Here is a 16336-nt window from a genome sequence, read left to right on the forward strand (position 1 = left end):
AATTATTTAGTTAAATTTTTTAGTTCTGAAAGTTTTTGTTCTGCTATATCTTGAACTTGTTTGTTGGGATTTTTTTTCATACGAAGATAGTATTCTTTTGCCTTGTCGTATTGCTTTAGGGCTTCATAGCATCTGCCTATGTTAAAGATAATTACATAATCTTCATTTGCAAGTTTATCGGCTTTTAACAGCACATTTAAAGCCTCTTTGAATTTTCCTTGATCGATATATGCCAAAGCCAAATAGTTATGAACTTCGATATTTTTAGGATATAGTTTCAATTGGGCTTCACATGTTTTTTCTGCAGCACTTAGGGTTTGAGGGAGACTTTTTTGAAGCCAAGCTTTATAATACTCGTTTATCGAAATTAGAAAAAAGTGTTCACTTTCTGATGCCGGAATTACCTCATTCATGCTTCAAAGCCATTTATGATTTATCTCTTTTCCAAGTTTTAGAACTTCTATAATCTTTTGTGATTGCTTTTCATATTCTCCTATTTCGCCTAAAATATGAATTCTTCCAAAATACATATCCAAGCGGTTTTTACCGAATTTTAATCCTTTCTCCAAATATGACAAGGCTTTATCGACATCTTCTTTTTCGTACCAGATATTATTGTTTAAATACCCCGCTATTTGATTTGTCTTTTGATCCACCAAGGCCAAGGAATTAGTATTATCCTTCTTATAGGTATCCAATGAATGTGTAGACCTTTGACCTTTAAGCAGATAATAATTAAAATAGGCAATATAGAGTTCAGGGTTTTTGGGCTCAGCTTTTTCCCATTTTGGTAAAAGAGCTGCAATTCCTTCTAAATTTCTTGCCGAGAGCAGATTGTCATATTCGGATTTGTAATCGGCAAAAATCCGGAATGACACCAACAAAATTAAAAATAGCACAATATTTTTTTTCATATATTCCTCTTTAAAATAATTATAGCTACATTCTAACATTGGCTTTATGATCTGTCAATAGTTGCATTTTTTTGTGTTTTTCGTTGCCATTTTTCTTGGTAAAAATAGTGCTCTAATACTCTCTTGGCTATGTTTTTAAAATTAGCTAAATCTTCTGTGAATACAAATACTGAAGATGTAACTAAATATTAAAATATGTCTTTAATGTAAATCGGCTATAATGCCGAAAATAATATAAACAAAGAAATTTCAGGAGATATTTTTATGAAGTGCAAATATTGCGGAAAAGATGTCAGACCCGTCGGGCCTAACTTGGAAAGTGATGATAACGGGTATAATTGTCCTGCAAGCGTATCAAAAAAACATGCTATTATACCCGATGGTTCGCATTGTATTTATTGCGGCCGTGAAACGAAAATCTTAGGGGACAGGGTTGTTACAAGTTATGGGATAAGGTGTTCGGCTTCCCCTTCAGGAAGACATGCAATACAGTAAGGTAAAGAATCAAGGTTTAGCGTTTTAGTAAAAAACGGTAAGCCTTTTTATAACCTTTAATTTTTTATAACGGTTTCATATTTCAAATAGTTTTTATTTATTCCTATGATACCGGTCCATAAGTTATTACAGAAGACGCATATTTTTTTATTTTCTATGCCGGAGTTTTTGGCCTTTTCTAAAACTTCATCGGCATTTAAAAACCAATTAAATCTCATCTTTTTTCCGTCATAAAAATCATTTAAATAGCTTTGATCCAAGAAAATTTTAGCTAAACCAATGTTGTCTGCCGCCTCAGGGGAAAAAATAATAGATTTTGCCTTTATTTCAGAAAAATCAATTTCTTTTTGTTTATAAAACTTTTTATAAAACTTTTCCGGCGCTGCAGAAAAATCATTTAAAATGCTAAAACCTGCCGCATCTTCAAGTTTAAAGGTTCCTACAGCAGTTCTTCTTAAAGCCCTGACATGGGCACAAGAAGATGCCTTCCTTGCAAGGTCTCTTGCAAGGGAGCGTATGTAGGTTCCTTTTGAGCATTCTACGCTTATATGGGTATATTTTATTTTTAGCTCGGTGTTTATGTTAAAAAAATCTTTTTCCGTAAATTCCAGACCGCCATCGGTAATTATTCTTTTAAGCTCAAGTTTAACAATTTCTATTTCCCGCTCTGCAATTTCTATCTTTTCGCCGCTTCTGGTTCTGTCGGATGCCCGTTTTCCGTTTATTTTTATTGCAGAAAATTCGGGCGGTCTTTGGAGTATTTTTCCTAAAAAAGAGGGTATGGATTCCGCTAAATTTTTGTAAGAGGGGAGCGGGGCGGTCAAAACGGGCTCGCCTTCAGGGTCGAGGGTATCCGTTTCTGTTCCGAATTCTATCCATGCTTCGTAGGTTTTTTTTTCGGCTGAAATTATATCGGCGAGGCGGGTTAGCTTTCCTGTAAGAAGCACAAGAAGACCGTCTGCAAAAAGATCAAGAGTTCCTGTGTGGCCTACCTTTTTTGTTAAAAGGGCTTTTTTTACCGCCGACATTGAAGCAAAGCTGGTAAGTCCCGCTTGTTTTGCAAACGGGACGATAAGGTTTTTATTTAATTCCATTTTTACGATAGAATTTATTCGGCTGCAGAGGTATCGGCTGTTTTTTCAGTGTTTTCATCGGGGTCGGTAAAATACTCAAGGCTTTCAAGTTTGTTTACCATGTCGATTCCTTCTTTTATGCTCTTATCGAATATAAACTTGAGTTCAGGACACTGCCTTATATGAAGTTTTTTTGCAAGGCTTGTTCTTATAAAGCCCGATGCATTTTCCAAGCCCCTTACCCCCTGCTTGGTCTTATGTTCATCTAAAAAACTTGAAACATAGACCTTTGCATAAGCAAGGTCTCCCGAAACGATTACCCTGTTTACTGAAAGAAGAGAAGAAACCCTCGGATCCTTTATTTTGCCTGAGCAGATAAGACTCGAAATTTCTTCCCTTATCTGCTCGCCCAATCTTTCAAGTCTAAACTCACTCATCGGCTTCTTTTCCTTCTTCTTTAATTTCGGGAGCCTTATATTTTTCGCTGTCACTCAATTTTCGGGCAACCTGAATCATTTCGATAATCTCAAGCTGGTCATCGACCTGTATGTCGTTAAAGTCTTCGATGCCGATACCGCATTCAAAGCCTGCAGCAACTTCTTTTACATCGTCTTTGAATCTCTTTAACGAGGAAAGTTTTCCCGAGTGAACGACTATGCCGTCTCTGATAACGTGGACTGCACAGTTTCTCTTTACGAGGCCTTCAATAACATAGCAGCCGGCAATTTTCCCGATTTTCGGAACCTTAAAGGTGTTTCTGACTTCGACCATACCGATAACCTGTTCTTTGATATCGGGTGAAAGCATTCCTTCCATCGCAAGCTGAATTTCTTCAACAGCCTTGTAGATAACAGTGTATTTTCTTATATCGACCTTTTCTTGATCAGCTAATAGTTTGGCCTGAGGAGTGGGGCGCACGTTAAAGCCTATGATTAGGGCATTCGAGTCGGCTGCTGCAAGCATAACATCGGAATCGTTGATAGCTCCTGCCGAAGCATGTATTACGTTAAGCCTTATTTCCGGAGTGGAAAGTTTTTCCAATGATTGCTTTAAGGCTTCTACAGAACCTTGAACGTCTCCCTTTATGATAACCTTGAGTTCCAAGATTTCTCCGTCATGAATGGTTTCATAGAGGTTATCGAGGGTAACCTTCTTAACGTTCCTTGAATCTTCAAAGCGTTTAAGCTCTTGCCTCTTGTCCGAAATCTGGCGGGCTATGCGCTCGGAATCGGTAACTTGGAAGGGGTCTCCTGCATTCGGCATACCTTCAAGTCCTAGGATTTCGACGGGCATACTTGGGGTAGCTTCTTCTATTTTTTCTCCCCTGTCATTGAAAATGGCTCTTACACGCCCTGAATAAATACCTGCAACATAGGGGTCTCCCGTTCTCAAGGTTCCGCGCTGAACGATAATGGTTGCAACTACACCTCTTCCGTGGTCAATGCGGGATTCTATAACCTTTCCTTCCGCATTGCATGTATAATTGGCCTTTAGTTCAAGAACTTCGGCTTGCAGTAAGATTGTGTCTAAGAGGTTGTCCAGTCCCAATTTTTTTAAAGCCGAAATTTCGACAAACATTGTGTCTCCGCCCCATTCTTCAGGCATGAGGCCTAATTCGGAAAGGCGGGTTTTAACCTTGTCAACATTTGCTTCAGGCTTATCAATCTTGTTTACTGCAACTATTATGGGAACCTTTGCATCTCGTGCATGGTTTATAGCTTCGATGGTTTGAGGCATTACGCCGTCATCGGCCGCAACTACCAAAACAACTATGTCCGTAATTTCGGCTCCTCGTGCACGCATCATTGTAAAGGCTTCGTGTCCGGGAGTGTCTAGGAAAGTTATCTTGCCGCCGTGGGTGTTTACCGTATAAGCTCCTATGTGCTGAGTAATTCCTCCGAATTCTCCTGCTATAACATTAGAGCTTCTTATTGCGTCAAGGGTTTTGGTTTTACCGTGGTCAACATGTCCCATTATCGTTACAACGGGAGGTCTGGGTTTCAGTTCTGATAAATCGTCTGCCTTGCTTTCGATAACCGTTTCATCATAGAGGCTTACAATTTTAACATCACAGTCATATTCCGATGCAAGAATCGTTGCCGTATCGGCATCGATGGACTGGTTCATCGTAACCATCATTCCCATGCCCATAAGTTTTCCGATAAGCTCGGAGGCCTTTAGATTCATCTTCTTGGCCAATTCGGAAACCGAAATGGATTCCATTATTTCGATCTGTTTAGGAATATTATGAATCTTTTCTTTTTGCTTTTTCTTTTGATTTAAGAGACGTTCTTCAAAAAATTCATCTTCTTTATTTTTCTTGTTGTATATTTCTTTTTTGGCCTTATGGGCTTTTTTATTTGTTTGAGCCTTGTTTTTTTCGACGGGAATCGGTGCCGGAGCTGCTCCCTGCCTTGGGCCGCCGAAGCCTGTCCTGTTTTGAGGCCTGTCTCCGCCTCGTCCCTGCTGTCCGCCTTGCCCTGTTCTAAAGCCTTGCTTTTTTCCGTCGGAGTAGGCCCGTGCTTGGGCTCCCGAAAAATTGCTTTCGCGTCGGCGGCCTTGTCCTGTTTGGCTCTGTCCCTGACCGCCTGGCCTTTGTGAGCGGTTGCCTTGCCCTCGGTTGTTTTTTCTTCCTGAGTCGGCAAGGTTTCCGGCTTTGACATTAGGTCGTTTGCTTGCGAAATCTATCGAAGTCATAGAAGAAGGTTCAGCCTTTTTTCTTTCAGGCTGTTTTTCTTCTCTTCTTGCAGAATCGGAGCTTTGATTTTCAATTTTAGCCGGCGGTATTTCGCTCTTTTTATCTTCACGGGGAGTTACGTTTCTTTTTTCTTTTGTCGAGGTATCTACAGGCTTTGAGCTTTGGGGCGAAACTTTTTTAACGGAGATAACCTGTTTTCCGGAAGTTTTGCCGGCAGAAGAATCTTCCGCTGCCGAGTCAGGCTTCTTGGATTTTCCTGCTGCATTTTTTGAAACTTTTACAACGAATTTCTTTTTAGAGTCTGCCTTACCGGATTCAGGCTTAGTATCAGCCGTTTTACCGCTTTTTTTGTTAAGAATTACATCAGGTTTGTTTGTGTTTTCTATATCCATATTACTCCTACTCTTCGTCCTCATATTCAAAAGCAAGATCTACTCCGCAGTTGGGGCATTTTGTCATATCAATTGTGATTTTATGACCGCATTCGGGACATTCGAATTCTTCAGTCTCGTCCTCATGCTCCAAAACAGGTTTGCTTTCCTCATTAGTTTCATCTTCATCGTCTTCTACAACTTCAACGGCATTGGCTATAATGTCGAGAAGGGTATCGGCCATCTCTGCTGTAAGACCTTCCAATTTTCTGATTTCATCATCTTCCATATTGATTAGGTCTTGTATGTCTTCTATTTCGTTATTGTACAATACCGTTAGAATATCTTCGGTAATGCTGGGAAGTTCCGAAACGTTGGAAATCTCCTCGTATTCATCTTCATCACCTGTGTCATCAGTGAATAAGTTTTCAACAGCCTTTCGGGCATCCGTGTAAATATCCATTTGTTTAAACTGTTCTTCGGTTTTTACGTCAATGTTCCAGTCTACAAGCCGGTTTGCAAGGCGTACATTTAAACCCTGCTTTCCTATGGCTAATGATAGTTGAGAGTCCGATACTATTGCAAGTGCCAGCCTTTTTTCCGCATCTAAGATCATAACATCTATGACTTCTGCCGGAGAAAGAGCGCTTTTTATATAGGCCTTGGGATCCTCCGAATAGGGTAGAATATCTATCTTCTCATCATCCAGCTCGGCAATAACCGCTTGAATTCTGGCACCCTTTGCGCCGACACAAGCTCCTACAGGATCTATATCATCCCTATCCGTCGAAACTGATATTTTTGTTCTGTAACCGGGCTCACGTACAATGTTATGTATTTTTACTATTCCGTTTTCAATTTCCGGTACTTCCAATTCCAATATACGTCTTACAAATTCCGCATCGGTTCTCGAAAGGATTAGCTGTACTACGTTAGACTGGCGGTGTTTTTTTACCTCCCTAACGAGGGCCTTTATTCTTGATTCTTCGCCGGCAGCCGAATTTCGGCCAAAGTGATCCCTCGGGGACTGATATTTTTTAGGAAGCAAGCCTTCAACCTTTCCCAAATCTACGTATATGTTTCCGTTCCGTTCTCTGTGGTAGTAGCCGATGATAATTTCGCCTACCTTTGTACTGTATTCTGCATAAAGAGAATCTTTTTGTATTTCTCTGATGCACTGGGTCGCCCTTTGCATTCCGACCCTGACCGAGTTTATGCCGAATGTTTTAGGATCAACTTCAACTAGGAGCTCATCACCTGCTTCACAGTCGGGGGCAAGATTTTTTGCTTCTTTCAGACTAATCTCAAAAACGGGATTTTTTGCATGCTCCGTTATTATTTTTTTTGAGTATATTTTTCCTGTTTCTTCATTGAACACGGCATTGGCATCCGTTCCGAATTGTTTTTTGTAGGATGCCTTTAGAGCCTGTTCTACAATGTGTAAAACAAAATCATCGTCAATCCCTTTTTCTTGTGCAAAGTCTCGAATTGCTTCAATTATTCCCTCAGACATTTAACTAAATCTCCTTACAAAGCTAAATTTATTCGTTAAAGATTACATCTGGCTTTTTTTATATTCTGATACGAAATTTTAATGTCTTGATTATCAGAATTTAAAACAATACCTTCGGAATTGACTTCCTTTATAATTCCGTGCCGCCAATCAGTAATACTGTTGTCCCAAATCTCGGCCTGTTCACCGGCAAAGGCATAAAACTCAACCGTCCGCTTCACAATGCGGTTTATTCCGGGAGAGCTTACCTCCATAGTAACATCCTGTGATCCCAGTAAGGCTTCAAGGCGAGGCTGAAGAGTTCTGTGCACGGAGGTGCAGTCCTTGATGCCGACCCCTTTTTCCGATTTTATAACCGCCTTTACCTGCCATACATCTTTTTTGTGAAGGACATTCAGGTCTACCAGTTTAAAACCCAGCCCCTCAACAAGAGGTTCGCATTCGGTAAAGTACGGAATATCTTTTTTTTGTATAAATTCCACTTCAACCTCCTCTGCCTTCCGTATACAAAAAAGGAGCCGTTTGAACGACTCCGAATGTATAAGGATAATATATGTTCTAGGGTTGATAATACCATAAAATTGAAATATATTCAATACACACATATAGAAAAATATTAAGTTTTTACTTAAAAATATTAAAAAAACTTTTTTATGCCTTTAATACTATTGACAGTAATGGAAAATAGCTTTATAAGGTAATTTATTATTATTATATTTTGGGAGGCCGGCCTAATGGATAGAAAGGATTACATTAGCGATTCTGAGTGGAAACACTTTATGAGTTTTTCAGAAAATCTGGAAACGCCCTGTGTTGTTATCAACCTAAAAACAATCAAAAAAAATTATCAAAAGTTAAGAGAGAACTTTCCTTATGCGGATATTTTTTATGCGATCAAGGCAAACCCGCATGAAGAAATTATCACAATGCTAAACGAGATGGGTTCATGTTTTGACATAGCTTCACGCTATGAGCTTGACAAGGTTTTGAAATTGGGTGTAAGCCCTGACAGACTCAGCTACGGAAACACCATAAAAAAAGCAAAGGATATTGCTTATTTTTATGAAAAGGGTGTCAGAATGTTTGCTACAGACAGTAAGGACGACCTTAAAAATATAGCCCAACTTGCTCCCGGTTCGAGGGTTTATGTGAGAATCCTTGTTGAAAATACCACCAGTGCCGACTGGCCCTTGTCAAGAAAATTCGGCTGTCATCCCGATATGGCTTATGATCTTTGCATTCAAGCCAGAGATTCGGGGCTTATTCCTTACGGTATTTCTTTCCACGTAGGAAGCCAGCAGCGGGATATCGGCCAGTGGAATGATGCTATTGCAAAGACAAAGTACCTAATGGATTCTTTGGAAGAAGAAGAGGATATTAAGCTCGAAATGGTCAACATGGGAGGAGGTTTTCCCGCTTCTTATGTTACGCCGGCAAACGATTTAAGCGAGTATGCTTCAGAAATAACCAGATATTTGGAAGACGACTTCGGTGAAGATCGTCCCCGCATTATTTTGGAACCCGGCCGCTCACTTGTAGGCGACAGCGGTGTTTTGGTAACCGAGGTTGTTATGATTTCGCGCAAGAACAATACAGCCCTCTTTAGATGGGTATATTTGGATACTGGGCTCTTTAACGGTCTTATCGAAACTCTGAACGAGTCCTTAAAATACCCGATTATTACAGATAAGGATGAAGGCTGCAAAAAATGGGGAGAGGTTGTTTTGGCAGGCCCTACGTGCGATAGTATGGATATTATGTATGAAGACTATAAATACAGCCTTCCCATTAACCTTAAACCGGGTGACAGGGTATATTTCCTTACAACAGGTGCTTATACCTCCAGTTATGCGTCCGTAGAGTTTAACGGTTTTCCGCCGATTAAAACCTACATAATGAACTAATCTTATAAAGAGTCCGGCTATGATAAAAAACTTTTGTAAATTTGCTGCTCTTGTTGTTTTTAGCCTTTTTGTTTTCTCATGTTCCGGAAAGGGACGGGAAGATGAGACTGAACATCAAGAAATACAGCCTAAGGTCGACTCTCAGGCCGGACAAACTTTAGAAAATAAAAAGGACGGGGCAGCTCAATCGGGTACCGATAAGGATGACTCGGCAAATAAAGCTAATGACTTATATAAAAAAGCCTTGAATGAAGCATCCATTATTTTTGAGTTCGAGACTGTAAATAAAAAAATAAGTTTAAGTCTTATTGCCGATAAAAACGTCAAAATTGAAGGTGCCGTTCCTTCGGAAATTCCTGCCGACGGTTCCGAAATTGAAGTATTTATAGCAAAGAACTCTATTGCCCTGTTAGGAGATGTTAAGGAGCTTAAAATACTTGACTCAGGAATTTTAAACAAAGTTAAAATAATTAAGGCTCCCGATTTAAGGCTCTTGGATATTTCCTTTTCAGGATTGAAAAATATAGAATTTTTAGATTGCCCTGTTCTTGAAAATTTGGTTCTTGAAGGGAACAAGCAAATGGAAAGGCCTGATTTTTCTTCCTTAAAAGGCTTAAAAAAACTCAATTTAGCTAAAACAGCAATTCACGAGGTGGATTTTTCTTCTTTCTCTCATCTTGAATATCTTGATATAAGCTCGGTAAACCTAAAAGCTCTAGACCTTACAAAAAACATTGAGCTTAAGGAGCTTTATTGCGAAAATGCAGGTTTAAAAAATTTGGATGTAAGTAAAAATGTAAAGTTAACTCATCTTAATTGCAGGGAAAACCGACTTGACGATTTGTCTATTTTTCAAAACAAGGAGCTAAAGTTTTTGGATTGCGGAAAAAACGGGCTTGATACACTCTTGATAAACCTTAACACAAAACTTCAAAGGCTTCACTGTGATTCCAACGAAATAAAGGATTTGGATATTTCTTCTTTAAAGGAAATTGAAGAAGTTTATTGCTACCGTAACAAAATCGAAAACATTGTTTTGGGCTCAAATATTAAGCTAAAATCTCTTTTTTGTTTTGAAAATAATATTGATGAAAAGTCAATGAAAACTCTTTTTGATTCTTTAATCGCAGGTGACGGATATAATTTTAAAACCATTGTAGTTTATGCCGAAAAAAATCCCAATCTAATATACAAGCCGGATAAATACTTTGACCATAATTTTGTTCCTACAGAGGAAATGCTTAATTCTTCCTCCTTTAAATTCTGGAAAGTTTACTTTACTCTTTACGGCCTTGAAGACATAGGGAGCATACTAGACTCTCTTCTTCAAAAAACAGGAGAAGCCCTTTAGTCTACGTATTGACTGAATCTTTTTCTTTTTGTAAAATGAGTTATGAAAATTTGGATAAAATATCTTATAGGGGCCGTACTAGGTATTATAATTGCAGCCCTTTCTTCTTCCGATAGCGCTTTTTTTAACGTTGCTATTGATTTTGTTTCCAATATTGCCATTCAATTCGGCCGCTATTCCTTATATCCCGTTTTATTTTTCGGCTTTACTGTGAGTATATCTAAATTACGCGAAAGCCGCTCCTTGTTAAAACTTTCGATATATATTGCCGTGTTTATTATTCTGTCATCTTTTTTGGCAGCCCTGTTAGGTTTGCTTTCCATATCTATAAGTTCTATGCCGAGAATTCCTATTTTTGTTGAAGAAACGAGCGCCGTTGAAAATTTAGGTATTGCGGAATCTTTTTTAAGGCTTTTTCCTTCAAGCGCATTTGAAGCCTTTATGGATGGCCTTTATATACTCCCGCTTTGTATCTTTGCAGGTTTTGCAGGAGCGGCCTGCGCTGTAGATAAAAATATATCAAAACCCGTTTTGACACTATTTGATTCCATATCCAGAGTTTCATATGCCGTTATGGCTTTTTTTGTTGATATGTTTTCAATAGGGCTTATAGCCGTGTCCGTAAATTGGTTTATCAAGTTTCAGGCGATGCTTTCTACCAAATTTTTTACGGGTTTAATTGTTCTTCTATTGGTAGATTTTTTTATAATTGCCCTAATCATATATCCTATCATCTTAAAAATACTATGCAGGGATGTAAATCCTTACAAGGTGCTTTATGCTTCAATAGCACCTGTTTGTGCGGCATTTTTTTCGGGAGATACCAATCTAACCTTGCCGGTTTTATTACGGCATTCTAATGAGAGTTTGGGTGTCAGAAGGAGAATTTCTTCGGTATCCTTGCCTGTCTTTTCGGTTTTCGGCAGGGCAGGAAGTGCGATGGTAGTTACCATCAGCTTTATCGTAATTTTAAAGTCCTATTCCAGTTTAGGCATAAGTTTAGAGGATAGATTTTGGCTTGTCGGTATTTCTACCCTTTTTTCATTTTTTTTAGGCCGTTTTCCTATAACAGGAACATATGTTTCCCTTGTTGCCGTTTGTGCAATTTACGGACGCGGTTTTGAATCGGGGTTTTTAATTTTGCGCCCGGCTGTCTTTTTTATAGGCTCGGTAGCTGCCGCAATTGATGCATTAACCGCAATGGTAGGAACCTATATAATAGGCCATTTATCTAAGATGACCAATACACGCAATTTAAGGTTCTTTATATAAGAACTTTGATTGAATATTTTTTAAAAGGAAGAAAAAATGAACTGTATTTTTTTGGGCCCTCCGGGAGCCGGAAAGGGAACCCTCGCTTTTGAGGTTTCAAAATCGTATAAGATTCCGCACATTTCAAGCGGAGATCTTTTTAGAGCTGCAATCAAGGAACAAACCGAATTGGGAAAAAAGGTTAAGGCTGTAATAGATTCCGGGGCATTGGTAAGCGATGAGCTCACAATTGCCCTTATAAAGGAAAGATTGGAAAAGGATGATACTAAAAACGGTTTTATCCTCGACGGCTTCCCCCGTACGATTGCTCAAGCTGATGCCTTAGAGAATATTGCAAAGATTCATTCCGTTATCAACTTTGATATAAGCGATGATGAGGTTATCAAGCGGCTTTCAGGAAGACGGGTTTGCTCTTCATGCGGTAAAAGTTTTCATATTGAATTCGTAAAACCTAAAAAAGAAAGTGTTTGTGATTCATGTTCGGGAGAGCTCATTATCCGTCCCGATGATAAAATCGAAGCCGTCCAAAAGCGTCTTGAAACTTACAGAAATCAAACCGCCCCATTGATAGACTATTATACAAAAAAGAATTTAATCGTAAATATAGATGCCCGCTCGTCAACGGATAAAGTATTGGCTTCTTTTAAAGTGAAGTTTCCGAATTAGTGGAAGAGGGCAACTTGTTCAGACGCAAGTTTCCCTCTTCTCTTAAAAATTTTTAGTTTAGTCAGACCCGCCGCAATAAGATATAGGGAACCTCTAAAAACTTCAGTTTTTTCGAGATTTACCTTAGAGTATAAAAAAACTAGGCTGTAAATACCTGTCTTGCAGAATGTCTTACAGAAAGACAGGATAAACAGCCTAGTGTAAAGGTAAACTTGTAATTTGTTTACCTTGTAAGCTTAAATATGCTCAAAACGTGCCGTAAAGAAGCGCAGTTGTTTAGGTTCATAAACAAACTTTAATCCTTTTATAACTTCCTTGTGCTTGTATAGCTTAATAACTGCATCTGCTACAATGTCCATATGTTTATAGGTATAAACACGGCGGGGGATAGTTAAGCGGACGGTTTCAAGTTTAGGTATGTGGTTTTCGCGGGTTTTGGGATCGCGTCCTGCTGAAACGATACCTCGTTCCATGCTCCTAACTCCGGATTCTATATAAAGTTCTGCGGCCAGAGCTTGAGCCGGGAATTGAAGCTGATCCAAGTGCGGGCAGAAGCGTCTTGCATCGAGGAATACTGCATGGCCTCCTACGGGCTCAATTATGGGAACTCCGGCTTCCAAGAGCTTGTCGCCTAAATAGCGTACCTGCTTGACTCTGTGTTCAATGTATTCAAATTGCAGGGATTCTTTTAGACCGATAGCCATAGCTTCCATATCCCGTCCTGCCATACCGCCGTATGAAGGCATTCCTTCAAATACAACAACGATTTCTTTTGCAGCCTGGAAAAGTTCCTCATCATTCATACATAGGAAACCGCCGATATTGACGATACAATCCTTTTTACCGCTCATAGTACATCCGTCTGCATAGCTGAACATTTCATGTACTATTTCTTTTATAGATTTATCGGCATAGCCTGCTTCCTGTTCTTTGATAAAGTAGGCATTTTCTACACAGCGGGTTGCATCATAGAACACCTTGATGCCGTGCTTTTTTGTAAGCTCACGGACAGCCTTCATATTTTTCATAGAAACGGGCTGACCTCCTGCAAGGTTTACCGTAACGGCTAAACAAACGTATGCAATATTTTCGGCTCCTTTTTCGTTTATAAGTTTTTCCAGCTTTGCAAGGTCTATGTCGCCCTTAAACGGAACATTTTTGCCTGCATCGTGGGCATCATCTTTGATTACGTCTACGAAGATACCGCCGTTTGCTTCCTGATGATAGCGGGTAGTGGTAAAATACATGTTTCCGGGTACATATTGACCGGGTTTAATGGCTATTCTTGAAAGAAGGTTTTCGGCACCTCGCCCTTGATGGGTGGGTACAAGATGCTTAAAGCCGAAAATATCTTGGACGGTTTTTTCCAAGTGGTGAAAGTTGCGGCTTCCGGCATAGGCTTCATCTCCTATCATCATGCCGGCCCATTGCTTATCGCTCATGGCGTTTGTTCCTGAGTCGGTAAGAAGGTCAATGTAAACGTCTTCAGAGTTAATAAGGAAGGTGTTGTAACCTGCCTCTTTTGCAACCTTTGCCCTCTGTTCCTTATCAATCATCTTAACAGTTTCTACAACCTTAATTCTAAAAGGTTCCGCAGGATAATTTTTAATATCCATAAAAGTCCTCCATCTGTCAGTTCTACAGAAAATGATATTAGGGAAAATCTCCCCGTGCACTATACCATAAAGATAAGGTATTGTCTAGGTAGTATAATATGTGATATAAATATTCTATGAAATTAAAAAAGGCTCGGATTATTTTAAGTTTTTTATTCTTTTTTGTTATTTATCCTCACATCAAGGCAGAAGGCAACGAGTCCGATTTTTCGACAGTGTTGGAAGAAGCAGAAAAATATTTTTCAGACATAGATTGGACGGAATCCGGGAGTGTTTTGCCATATCCCATGCCGGAGCCTTTTATATTGGATGATGTACAAACAGATAACCTCAGCTCTTACGGTGATACCGATTTACAGGAAACTTTATTCCCTTCTTTAGAGGGGCTGGGTATATTAGATTATACAGGCATTGAAAAATCCGTGTTAAATTTTTTAGATAATTTAAGTTTACAATTTAAAGAAAGCAAAGTGGATATAAGCCTTTGTTCAAAAGAAAAACCTTTTTTACCTTATCTTATAAACTACAGGCTCGATTCCTTTAAGCCCATAGTTTCGTCTTTTTACGGCAGACCTGAAAACACGGCTGATCAAAAAGTAAAAGCTATGTTTAGGTGTAATATCAGAGGCAACGAAAAAGTATTTTATAGACTTTTTGAAATAACACTTATTTTTATGGACGAAAAATGGTATATAGATTCCTTTGATGTTATTGGAGATGAAAATGAACAAGCCTCTCAATAGAATCGAATACGAATATATTTCGGATACCCTTGTAAGGGAAAAACCTCCTTTAAATCTTTTATGTAAAAATAATTTTGTAAAGTTAGATCCTTTTTTTATAAAATTATAGGAGAATATATTTTTTTTAAGACCGAAGGTATAGAACCGAATGATGATATAAAAGTTTTTTTTAATCATCGAAAAAGACCCCTTTATTTTTTAGTAAGGTAGAAAAAAAAGAAAATATTTTGGCCTTTAAGCTTTCAGATAAATTTTATAAATATGATGATGAACTTAAAAACTGCAAAATTTTATTGTGGAATTCTAACGGCTTTAAACTAAAAGCTGATATTTCAAGAGACTTTCCCCTTAGCTTTCCTTGCCCGCCGATTGTAGATGATGAGGACAGCGAAAAATTTGCCGAACTTCGACCTAAAATTTCTTCTTTGATGAAGATAAACGAAGAAAAAGTGCCGGATGCTTTTTTTTACCGCCTTTATGACATATTGATAAAAAACAACGCTCCTGAATTTTCCCCATGCCTTTTATACATAGATGCGGAATTTATACTTATTTTTTGTACTGAAGAAAAAAGCAAACCTATTTCCGTTCAAGTATCGGCTCAAACTGAAATAGGTTTTGATCACAGAAAAGTTAATTTTTTATCGGTATTTTCTTTCTTTTTGCCTGCCGTTCATCCGAATCAGGCAGGAGAAAAGTGCGGAATCTTGTGCCTTTCAATTAAAAATATTCAAGAAGAAGACAAACGCTTTTTACATGAAAAAGCGCATTCGAGCAAATACGGATATCCTAAAAGCAAGCTTTAGCACTGAGTATAATTATATTGAAATGCCGTGTTTTTTTTGAGGATATTTTTTTAACATTGCAACTCCGTTTTTTTTCTTGTTAAAAATAAAGCCTCCATCCCAATATTCTAGGGCAGCAAAGAGAGCGTTTCCTCCGTCATACTCATCGCTTTTGTCCGTTCTAAAAGAAACATAGGCTCCAAGATTTGCAAAGTCTTGTTTATGAAGACATTCCAAGCGTTTTTTATTGAATTCATTCCACTTATCGATTTCTTTAAAACCTTCTCCCTCATCCTCAACTATTAGATGTGCATGAGTTGAGCTGAATTCGTACCATACCTTGACTTTTTTGGATGGATTACATCTGTTCCCATGCTTTACGGCATTTTTAATAATTTCGCTTATTTGTTGCTCTAATAGGTTGATTCCTTTTATTTCTAAAGGTGCAGATTGTACTATCAAGAGTGTAAAATATCTGATTTGTCTAAAATCAGATGGAAATTCTTTATATAACATACCTGTTTTATCGAATAAGGGGCTTTTTTCATCAACTTTAAGTTCTTTTATAGCTGTCATATTTTTGTCCTCCGCTTTAGCTTTCCATTTTTTGTAATGCTTCTTCCAAGCTATTTGTTATGGGAAAATATCCCATCAACTTAGTAAGCTCTATAACTTTTTTCACGGAACCGTGAATATTGGTTATGAAGAGCCTTAAATTCATCTTTTTTACTGTGGAGCATATATAAATAAGGGCTCCTATTCCTGAAGAGTCTATATAGTCGACATCTTCAAGATTGATTATCATACATTTTATTTGACGCTCTATCATCTTCATAACAAGTTCTTTTAGTCTGTATGAATTATATAGGTCCATTTCACCGCTTACGTCAATAATGTAAACTTCTTTGTTTTTTCGGATTTTTAGTTCCATAACA

At 38.4% G+C, this 16336-nt stretch carries 18 protein-coding genes; 8 read left to right on the forward strand and 10 right to left on the reverse strand.

Annotation, left to right across the window (positions count from 1 at the left end; translation table 11 throughout):
* Window positions 1-2 precede the first annotated feature (2 nt).
* Together JO40_RS14725 and JO40_RS14730 are read right to left on the reverse strand one after the other, a co-directional pair.
* Window positions 3-413 (reverse strand): tetratricopeptide repeat protein, encoded by a 411-nt coding sequence (locus JO40_RS14725; RefSeq protein WP_245608805.1) that lies wholly within the window; start codon window positions 411-413, stop codon window positions 3-5.
* A 3-nt stretch (window positions 414-416) separates the two neighbouring features.
* The gene (locus JO40_RS14730; RefSeq protein ID WP_245608806.1) at window positions 417-914 is read right to left on the reverse strand and encodes a hypothetical protein; all 498 of its coding nucleotides are present in this window, start codon (window positions 912-914) and stop codon (window positions 417-419) included.
* Between the two features lie 264 nt (window positions 915-1178).
* Between JO40_RS14730 and JO40_RS08165 the strand changes: the two genes are divergently transcribed.
* Window positions 1179-1409 carry a hypothetical protein gene (locus tag JO40_RS08165; RefSeq protein WP_044978908.1) on the forward strand — a complete coding sequence of 77 codons (231 nt, stop codon included), beginning with the start codon at window positions 1179-1181 and terminating at the stop codon, window positions 1407-1409.
* 56 nt (window positions 1410-1465) lie between these two features.
* On the opposite strand, the gene truB is transcribed toward JO40_RS08165, so the two are convergent.
* From truB to rimP, 5 genes are read right to left on the reverse strand one after another with little or no spacing between them, the layout of a single operon-like run.
* Window positions 1466-2503 carry a tRNA pseudouridine(55) synthase TruB gene (gene truB / locus JO40_RS08170; RefSeq protein ID WP_044978909.1) on the reverse strand — a complete coding sequence of 346 codons (1038 nt, stop codon included), beginning with the start codon at window positions 2501-2503 and terminating at the stop codon, window positions 1466-1468.
* Window positions 2504-2517: 14 nt separating this feature from the next.
* Window positions 2518-2919, reverse strand: a complete 402-nt coding sequence (rbfA, locus tag JO40_RS08175) for a 30S ribosome-binding factor RbfA (protein ID WP_044978910.1) — start codon at window positions 2917-2919, stop codon at window positions 2518-2520.
* The gene (gene infB / locus JO40_RS08180) at window positions 2912-5572 is read right to left on the reverse strand and encodes a translation initiation factor IF-2 (RefSeq protein WP_044978911.1); all 2661 of its coding nucleotides are present in this window, start codon (window positions 5570-5572) and stop codon (window positions 2912-2914) included. The genes rbfA and infB overlap by 8 nt, the downstream gene beginning before the upstream one ends.
* Window positions 5573-5579: 7 nt before the next feature.
* On the reverse strand, window positions 5580-7064 hold the full coding sequence (gene nusA / locus JO40_RS08185) for a transcription termination factor NusA (protein WP_044978912.1): 1485 nt from the start codon (window positions 7062-7064) through the stop codon (window positions 5580-5582).
* Window positions 7065-7099: 35 nt separating this feature from the next.
* A complete protein-coding gene (rimP, locus tag JO40_RS08190; RefSeq protein WP_044978913.1) occupies window positions 7100-7546 on the reverse strand; it encodes a ribosome maturation factor RimP in 447 nt (148 codons plus the stop codon).
* A 252-nt stretch (window positions 7547-7798) separates the two neighbouring features.
* On the opposite strand from rimP, the gene JO40_RS08195 reads away from it, so the two are divergent.
* From JO40_RS08195 to JO40_RS08210, 4 genes are read left to right on the forward strand one after another with little or no spacing between them, the layout of a single operon-like run.
* Window positions 7799-8968, forward strand: coding sequence for a type III PLP-dependent enzyme (locus JO40_RS08195; RefSeq protein WP_044978914.1), 1170 nt, complete (start codon window positions 7799-7801; stop codon window positions 8966-8968).
* Between the two features lie 19 nt (window positions 8969-8987).
* Window positions 8988-10319 (forward strand): leucine-rich repeat domain-containing protein, encoded by a 1332-nt coding sequence (locus JO40_RS08200; protein ID WP_044978915.1) that lies wholly within the window; start codon window positions 8988-8990, stop codon window positions 10317-10319.
* A gap of 42 nt (window positions 10320-10361) precedes the next feature.
* The gene (locus JO40_RS08205; RefSeq protein ID WP_044978916.1) at window positions 10362-11591 is read left to right on the forward strand and encodes a dicarboxylate/amino acid:cation symporter; all 1230 of its coding nucleotides are present in this window, start codon (window positions 10362-10364) and stop codon (window positions 11589-11591) included.
* Window positions 11592-11627: 36 nt separating this feature from the next.
* Complete coding sequence (locus JO40_RS08210; protein ID WP_044978917.1) at window positions 11628-12257, forward strand: adenylate kinase; 630 nt, start codon at window positions 11628-11630, stop codon at window positions 12255-12257.
* Between the two features lie 236 nt (window positions 12258-12493).
* Here the strand turns inward: JO40_RS08210 and JO40_RS08215 are convergent, their stop codons facing one another.
* Entirely contained in the window at window positions 12494-13873 is a 1380-nt protein-coding gene (locus JO40_RS08215; RefSeq protein ID WP_044978918.1) for a tyrosine phenol-lyase, read from the reverse strand.
* A 116-nt stretch (window positions 13874-13989) separates the two neighbouring features.
* Here JO40_RS08215 and JO40_RS08220 point away from each other — a divergent pair, with 116 nt between their 5' ends.
* From JO40_RS08220 to JO40_RS08225, 3 genes are all read left to right on the forward strand, one after another.
* Window positions 13990-14616 carry a hypothetical protein gene (locus JO40_RS08220; RefSeq protein WP_044978919.1) on the forward strand — a complete coding sequence of 209 codons (627 nt, stop codon included), beginning with the start codon at window positions 13990-13992 and terminating at the stop codon, window positions 14614-14616.
* On the forward strand, window positions 14597-14725 hold the full coding sequence (locus JO40_RS15070; protein ID WP_276324828.1) for a hypothetical protein: 129 nt from the start codon (window positions 14597-14599) through the stop codon (window positions 14723-14725). Before JO40_RS08220 ends, JO40_RS15070 begins: the two co-directional genes overlap by 20 nt.
* 118 nt (window positions 14726-14843) lie before the next feature.
* Window positions 14844-15422, forward strand: coding sequence for a hypothetical protein (locus JO40_RS08225; RefSeq protein ID WP_245608807.1), 579 nt, complete (start codon window positions 14844-14846; stop codon window positions 15420-15422).
* A gap of 12 nt (window positions 15423-15434) precedes the next feature.
* Here JO40_RS08225 and JO40_RS08230 read toward each other — a convergent pair whose 3' ends face one another.
* Both JO40_RS08230 and JO40_RS08235 read right to left on the reverse strand, forming a co-directional pair.
* Window positions 15435-15977, reverse strand: coding sequence for an ATP-binding protein (locus tag JO40_RS08230; RefSeq protein ID WP_044978920.1), 543 nt, complete (start codon window positions 15975-15977; stop codon window positions 15435-15437).
* A gap of 16 nt (window positions 15978-15993) precedes the next feature.
* A complete protein-coding gene (locus JO40_RS08235; RefSeq protein WP_010696721.1) occupies window positions 15994-16332 on the reverse strand; it encodes an anti-sigma factor antagonist in 339 nt (112 codons plus the stop codon).
* Between the last annotated feature and the right edge of the window lie 4 nt (window positions 16333-16336).

It is taken from the genome of Treponema putidum (genome assembly GCF_000755145.1).
GTDB lineage: Bacteria > Spirochaetota > Spirochaetia > Treponematales > Treponemataceae > Treponema_B > Treponema_B putidum.

Bases quoted from the DNA above. Each gene is read 5' to 3' on its own strand.
- JO40_RS14730 (WP_245608806.1), bottom strand. From the start codon at position 914: ATGAAAAAAAATATTGTGCTATTTTTAATTTTGTTGGTGTCATTCCGG.
- nusA (WP_044978912.1), bottom strand. From the start codon at position 7,064: ATGTCTGAGGGAATAATTGAAGCAATTCGAGACTTTGCACAAGAAAAA.
- rbfA (WP_044978910.1), bottom strand. From the start codon at position 2,919: ATGAGTGAGTTTAGACTTGAAAGATTGGGCGAGCAGATAAGGGAAGAA.
- JO40_RS08220 (WP_044978919.1), top strand. From the start codon at position 13,990: ATGAAATTAAAAAAGGCTCGGATTATTTTAAGTTTTTTATTCTTTTTT.
- JO40_RS08210 (WP_044978917.1), top strand. From the start codon at position 11,628: ATGAACTGTATTTTTTTGGGCCCTCCGGGAGCCGGAAAGGGAACCCTC.
- JO40_RS15070 (WP_276324828.1), top strand. From the start codon at position 14,597: ATGAACAAGCCTCTCAATAGAATCGAATACGAATATATTTCGGATACC.
- JO40_RS08205 (WP_044978916.1), top strand. From the start codon at position 10,362: ATGAAAATTTGGATAAAATATCTTATAGGGGCCGTACTAGGTATTATA.
- JO40_RS08235 (WP_010696721.1), bottom strand. From the start codon at position 16,332: ATGGAACTAAAAATCCGAAAAAACAAAGAAGTTTACATTATTGACGTA.
- JO40_RS14725 (WP_245608805.1), bottom strand. From the start codon at position 413: ATGAATGAGGTAATTCCGGCATCAGAAAGTGAACACTTTTTTCTAATT.
- JO40_RS08200 (WP_044978915.1), top strand. From the start codon at position 8,988: ATGATAAAAAACTTTTGTAAATTTGCTGCTCTTGTTGTTTTTAGCCTT.
- JO40_RS08215 (WP_044978918.1), bottom strand. From the start codon at position 13,873: ATGGATATTAAAAATTATCCTGCGGAACCTTTTAGAATTAAGGTTGTA.
- JO40_RS08195 (WP_044978914.1), top strand. From the start codon at position 7,799: ATGGATAGAAAGGATTACATTAGCGATTCTGAGTGGAAACACTTTATG.
- truB (WP_044978909.1), bottom strand. From the start codon at position 2,503: ATGGAATTAAATAAAAACCTTATCGTCCCGTTTGCAAAACAAGCGGGA.
- JO40_RS08165 (WP_044978908.1), top strand. From the start codon at position 1,179: ATGAAGTGCAAATATTGCGGAAAAGATGTCAGACCCGTCGGGCCTAAC.
- infB (WP_044978911.1), bottom strand. From the start codon at position 5,572: ATGGATATAGAAAACACAAACAAACCTGATGTAATTCTTAACAAAAAA.
- JO40_RS08230 (WP_044978920.1), bottom strand. From the start codon at position 15,977: ATGACAGCTATAAAAGAACTTAAAGTTGATGAAAAAAGCCCCTTATTC.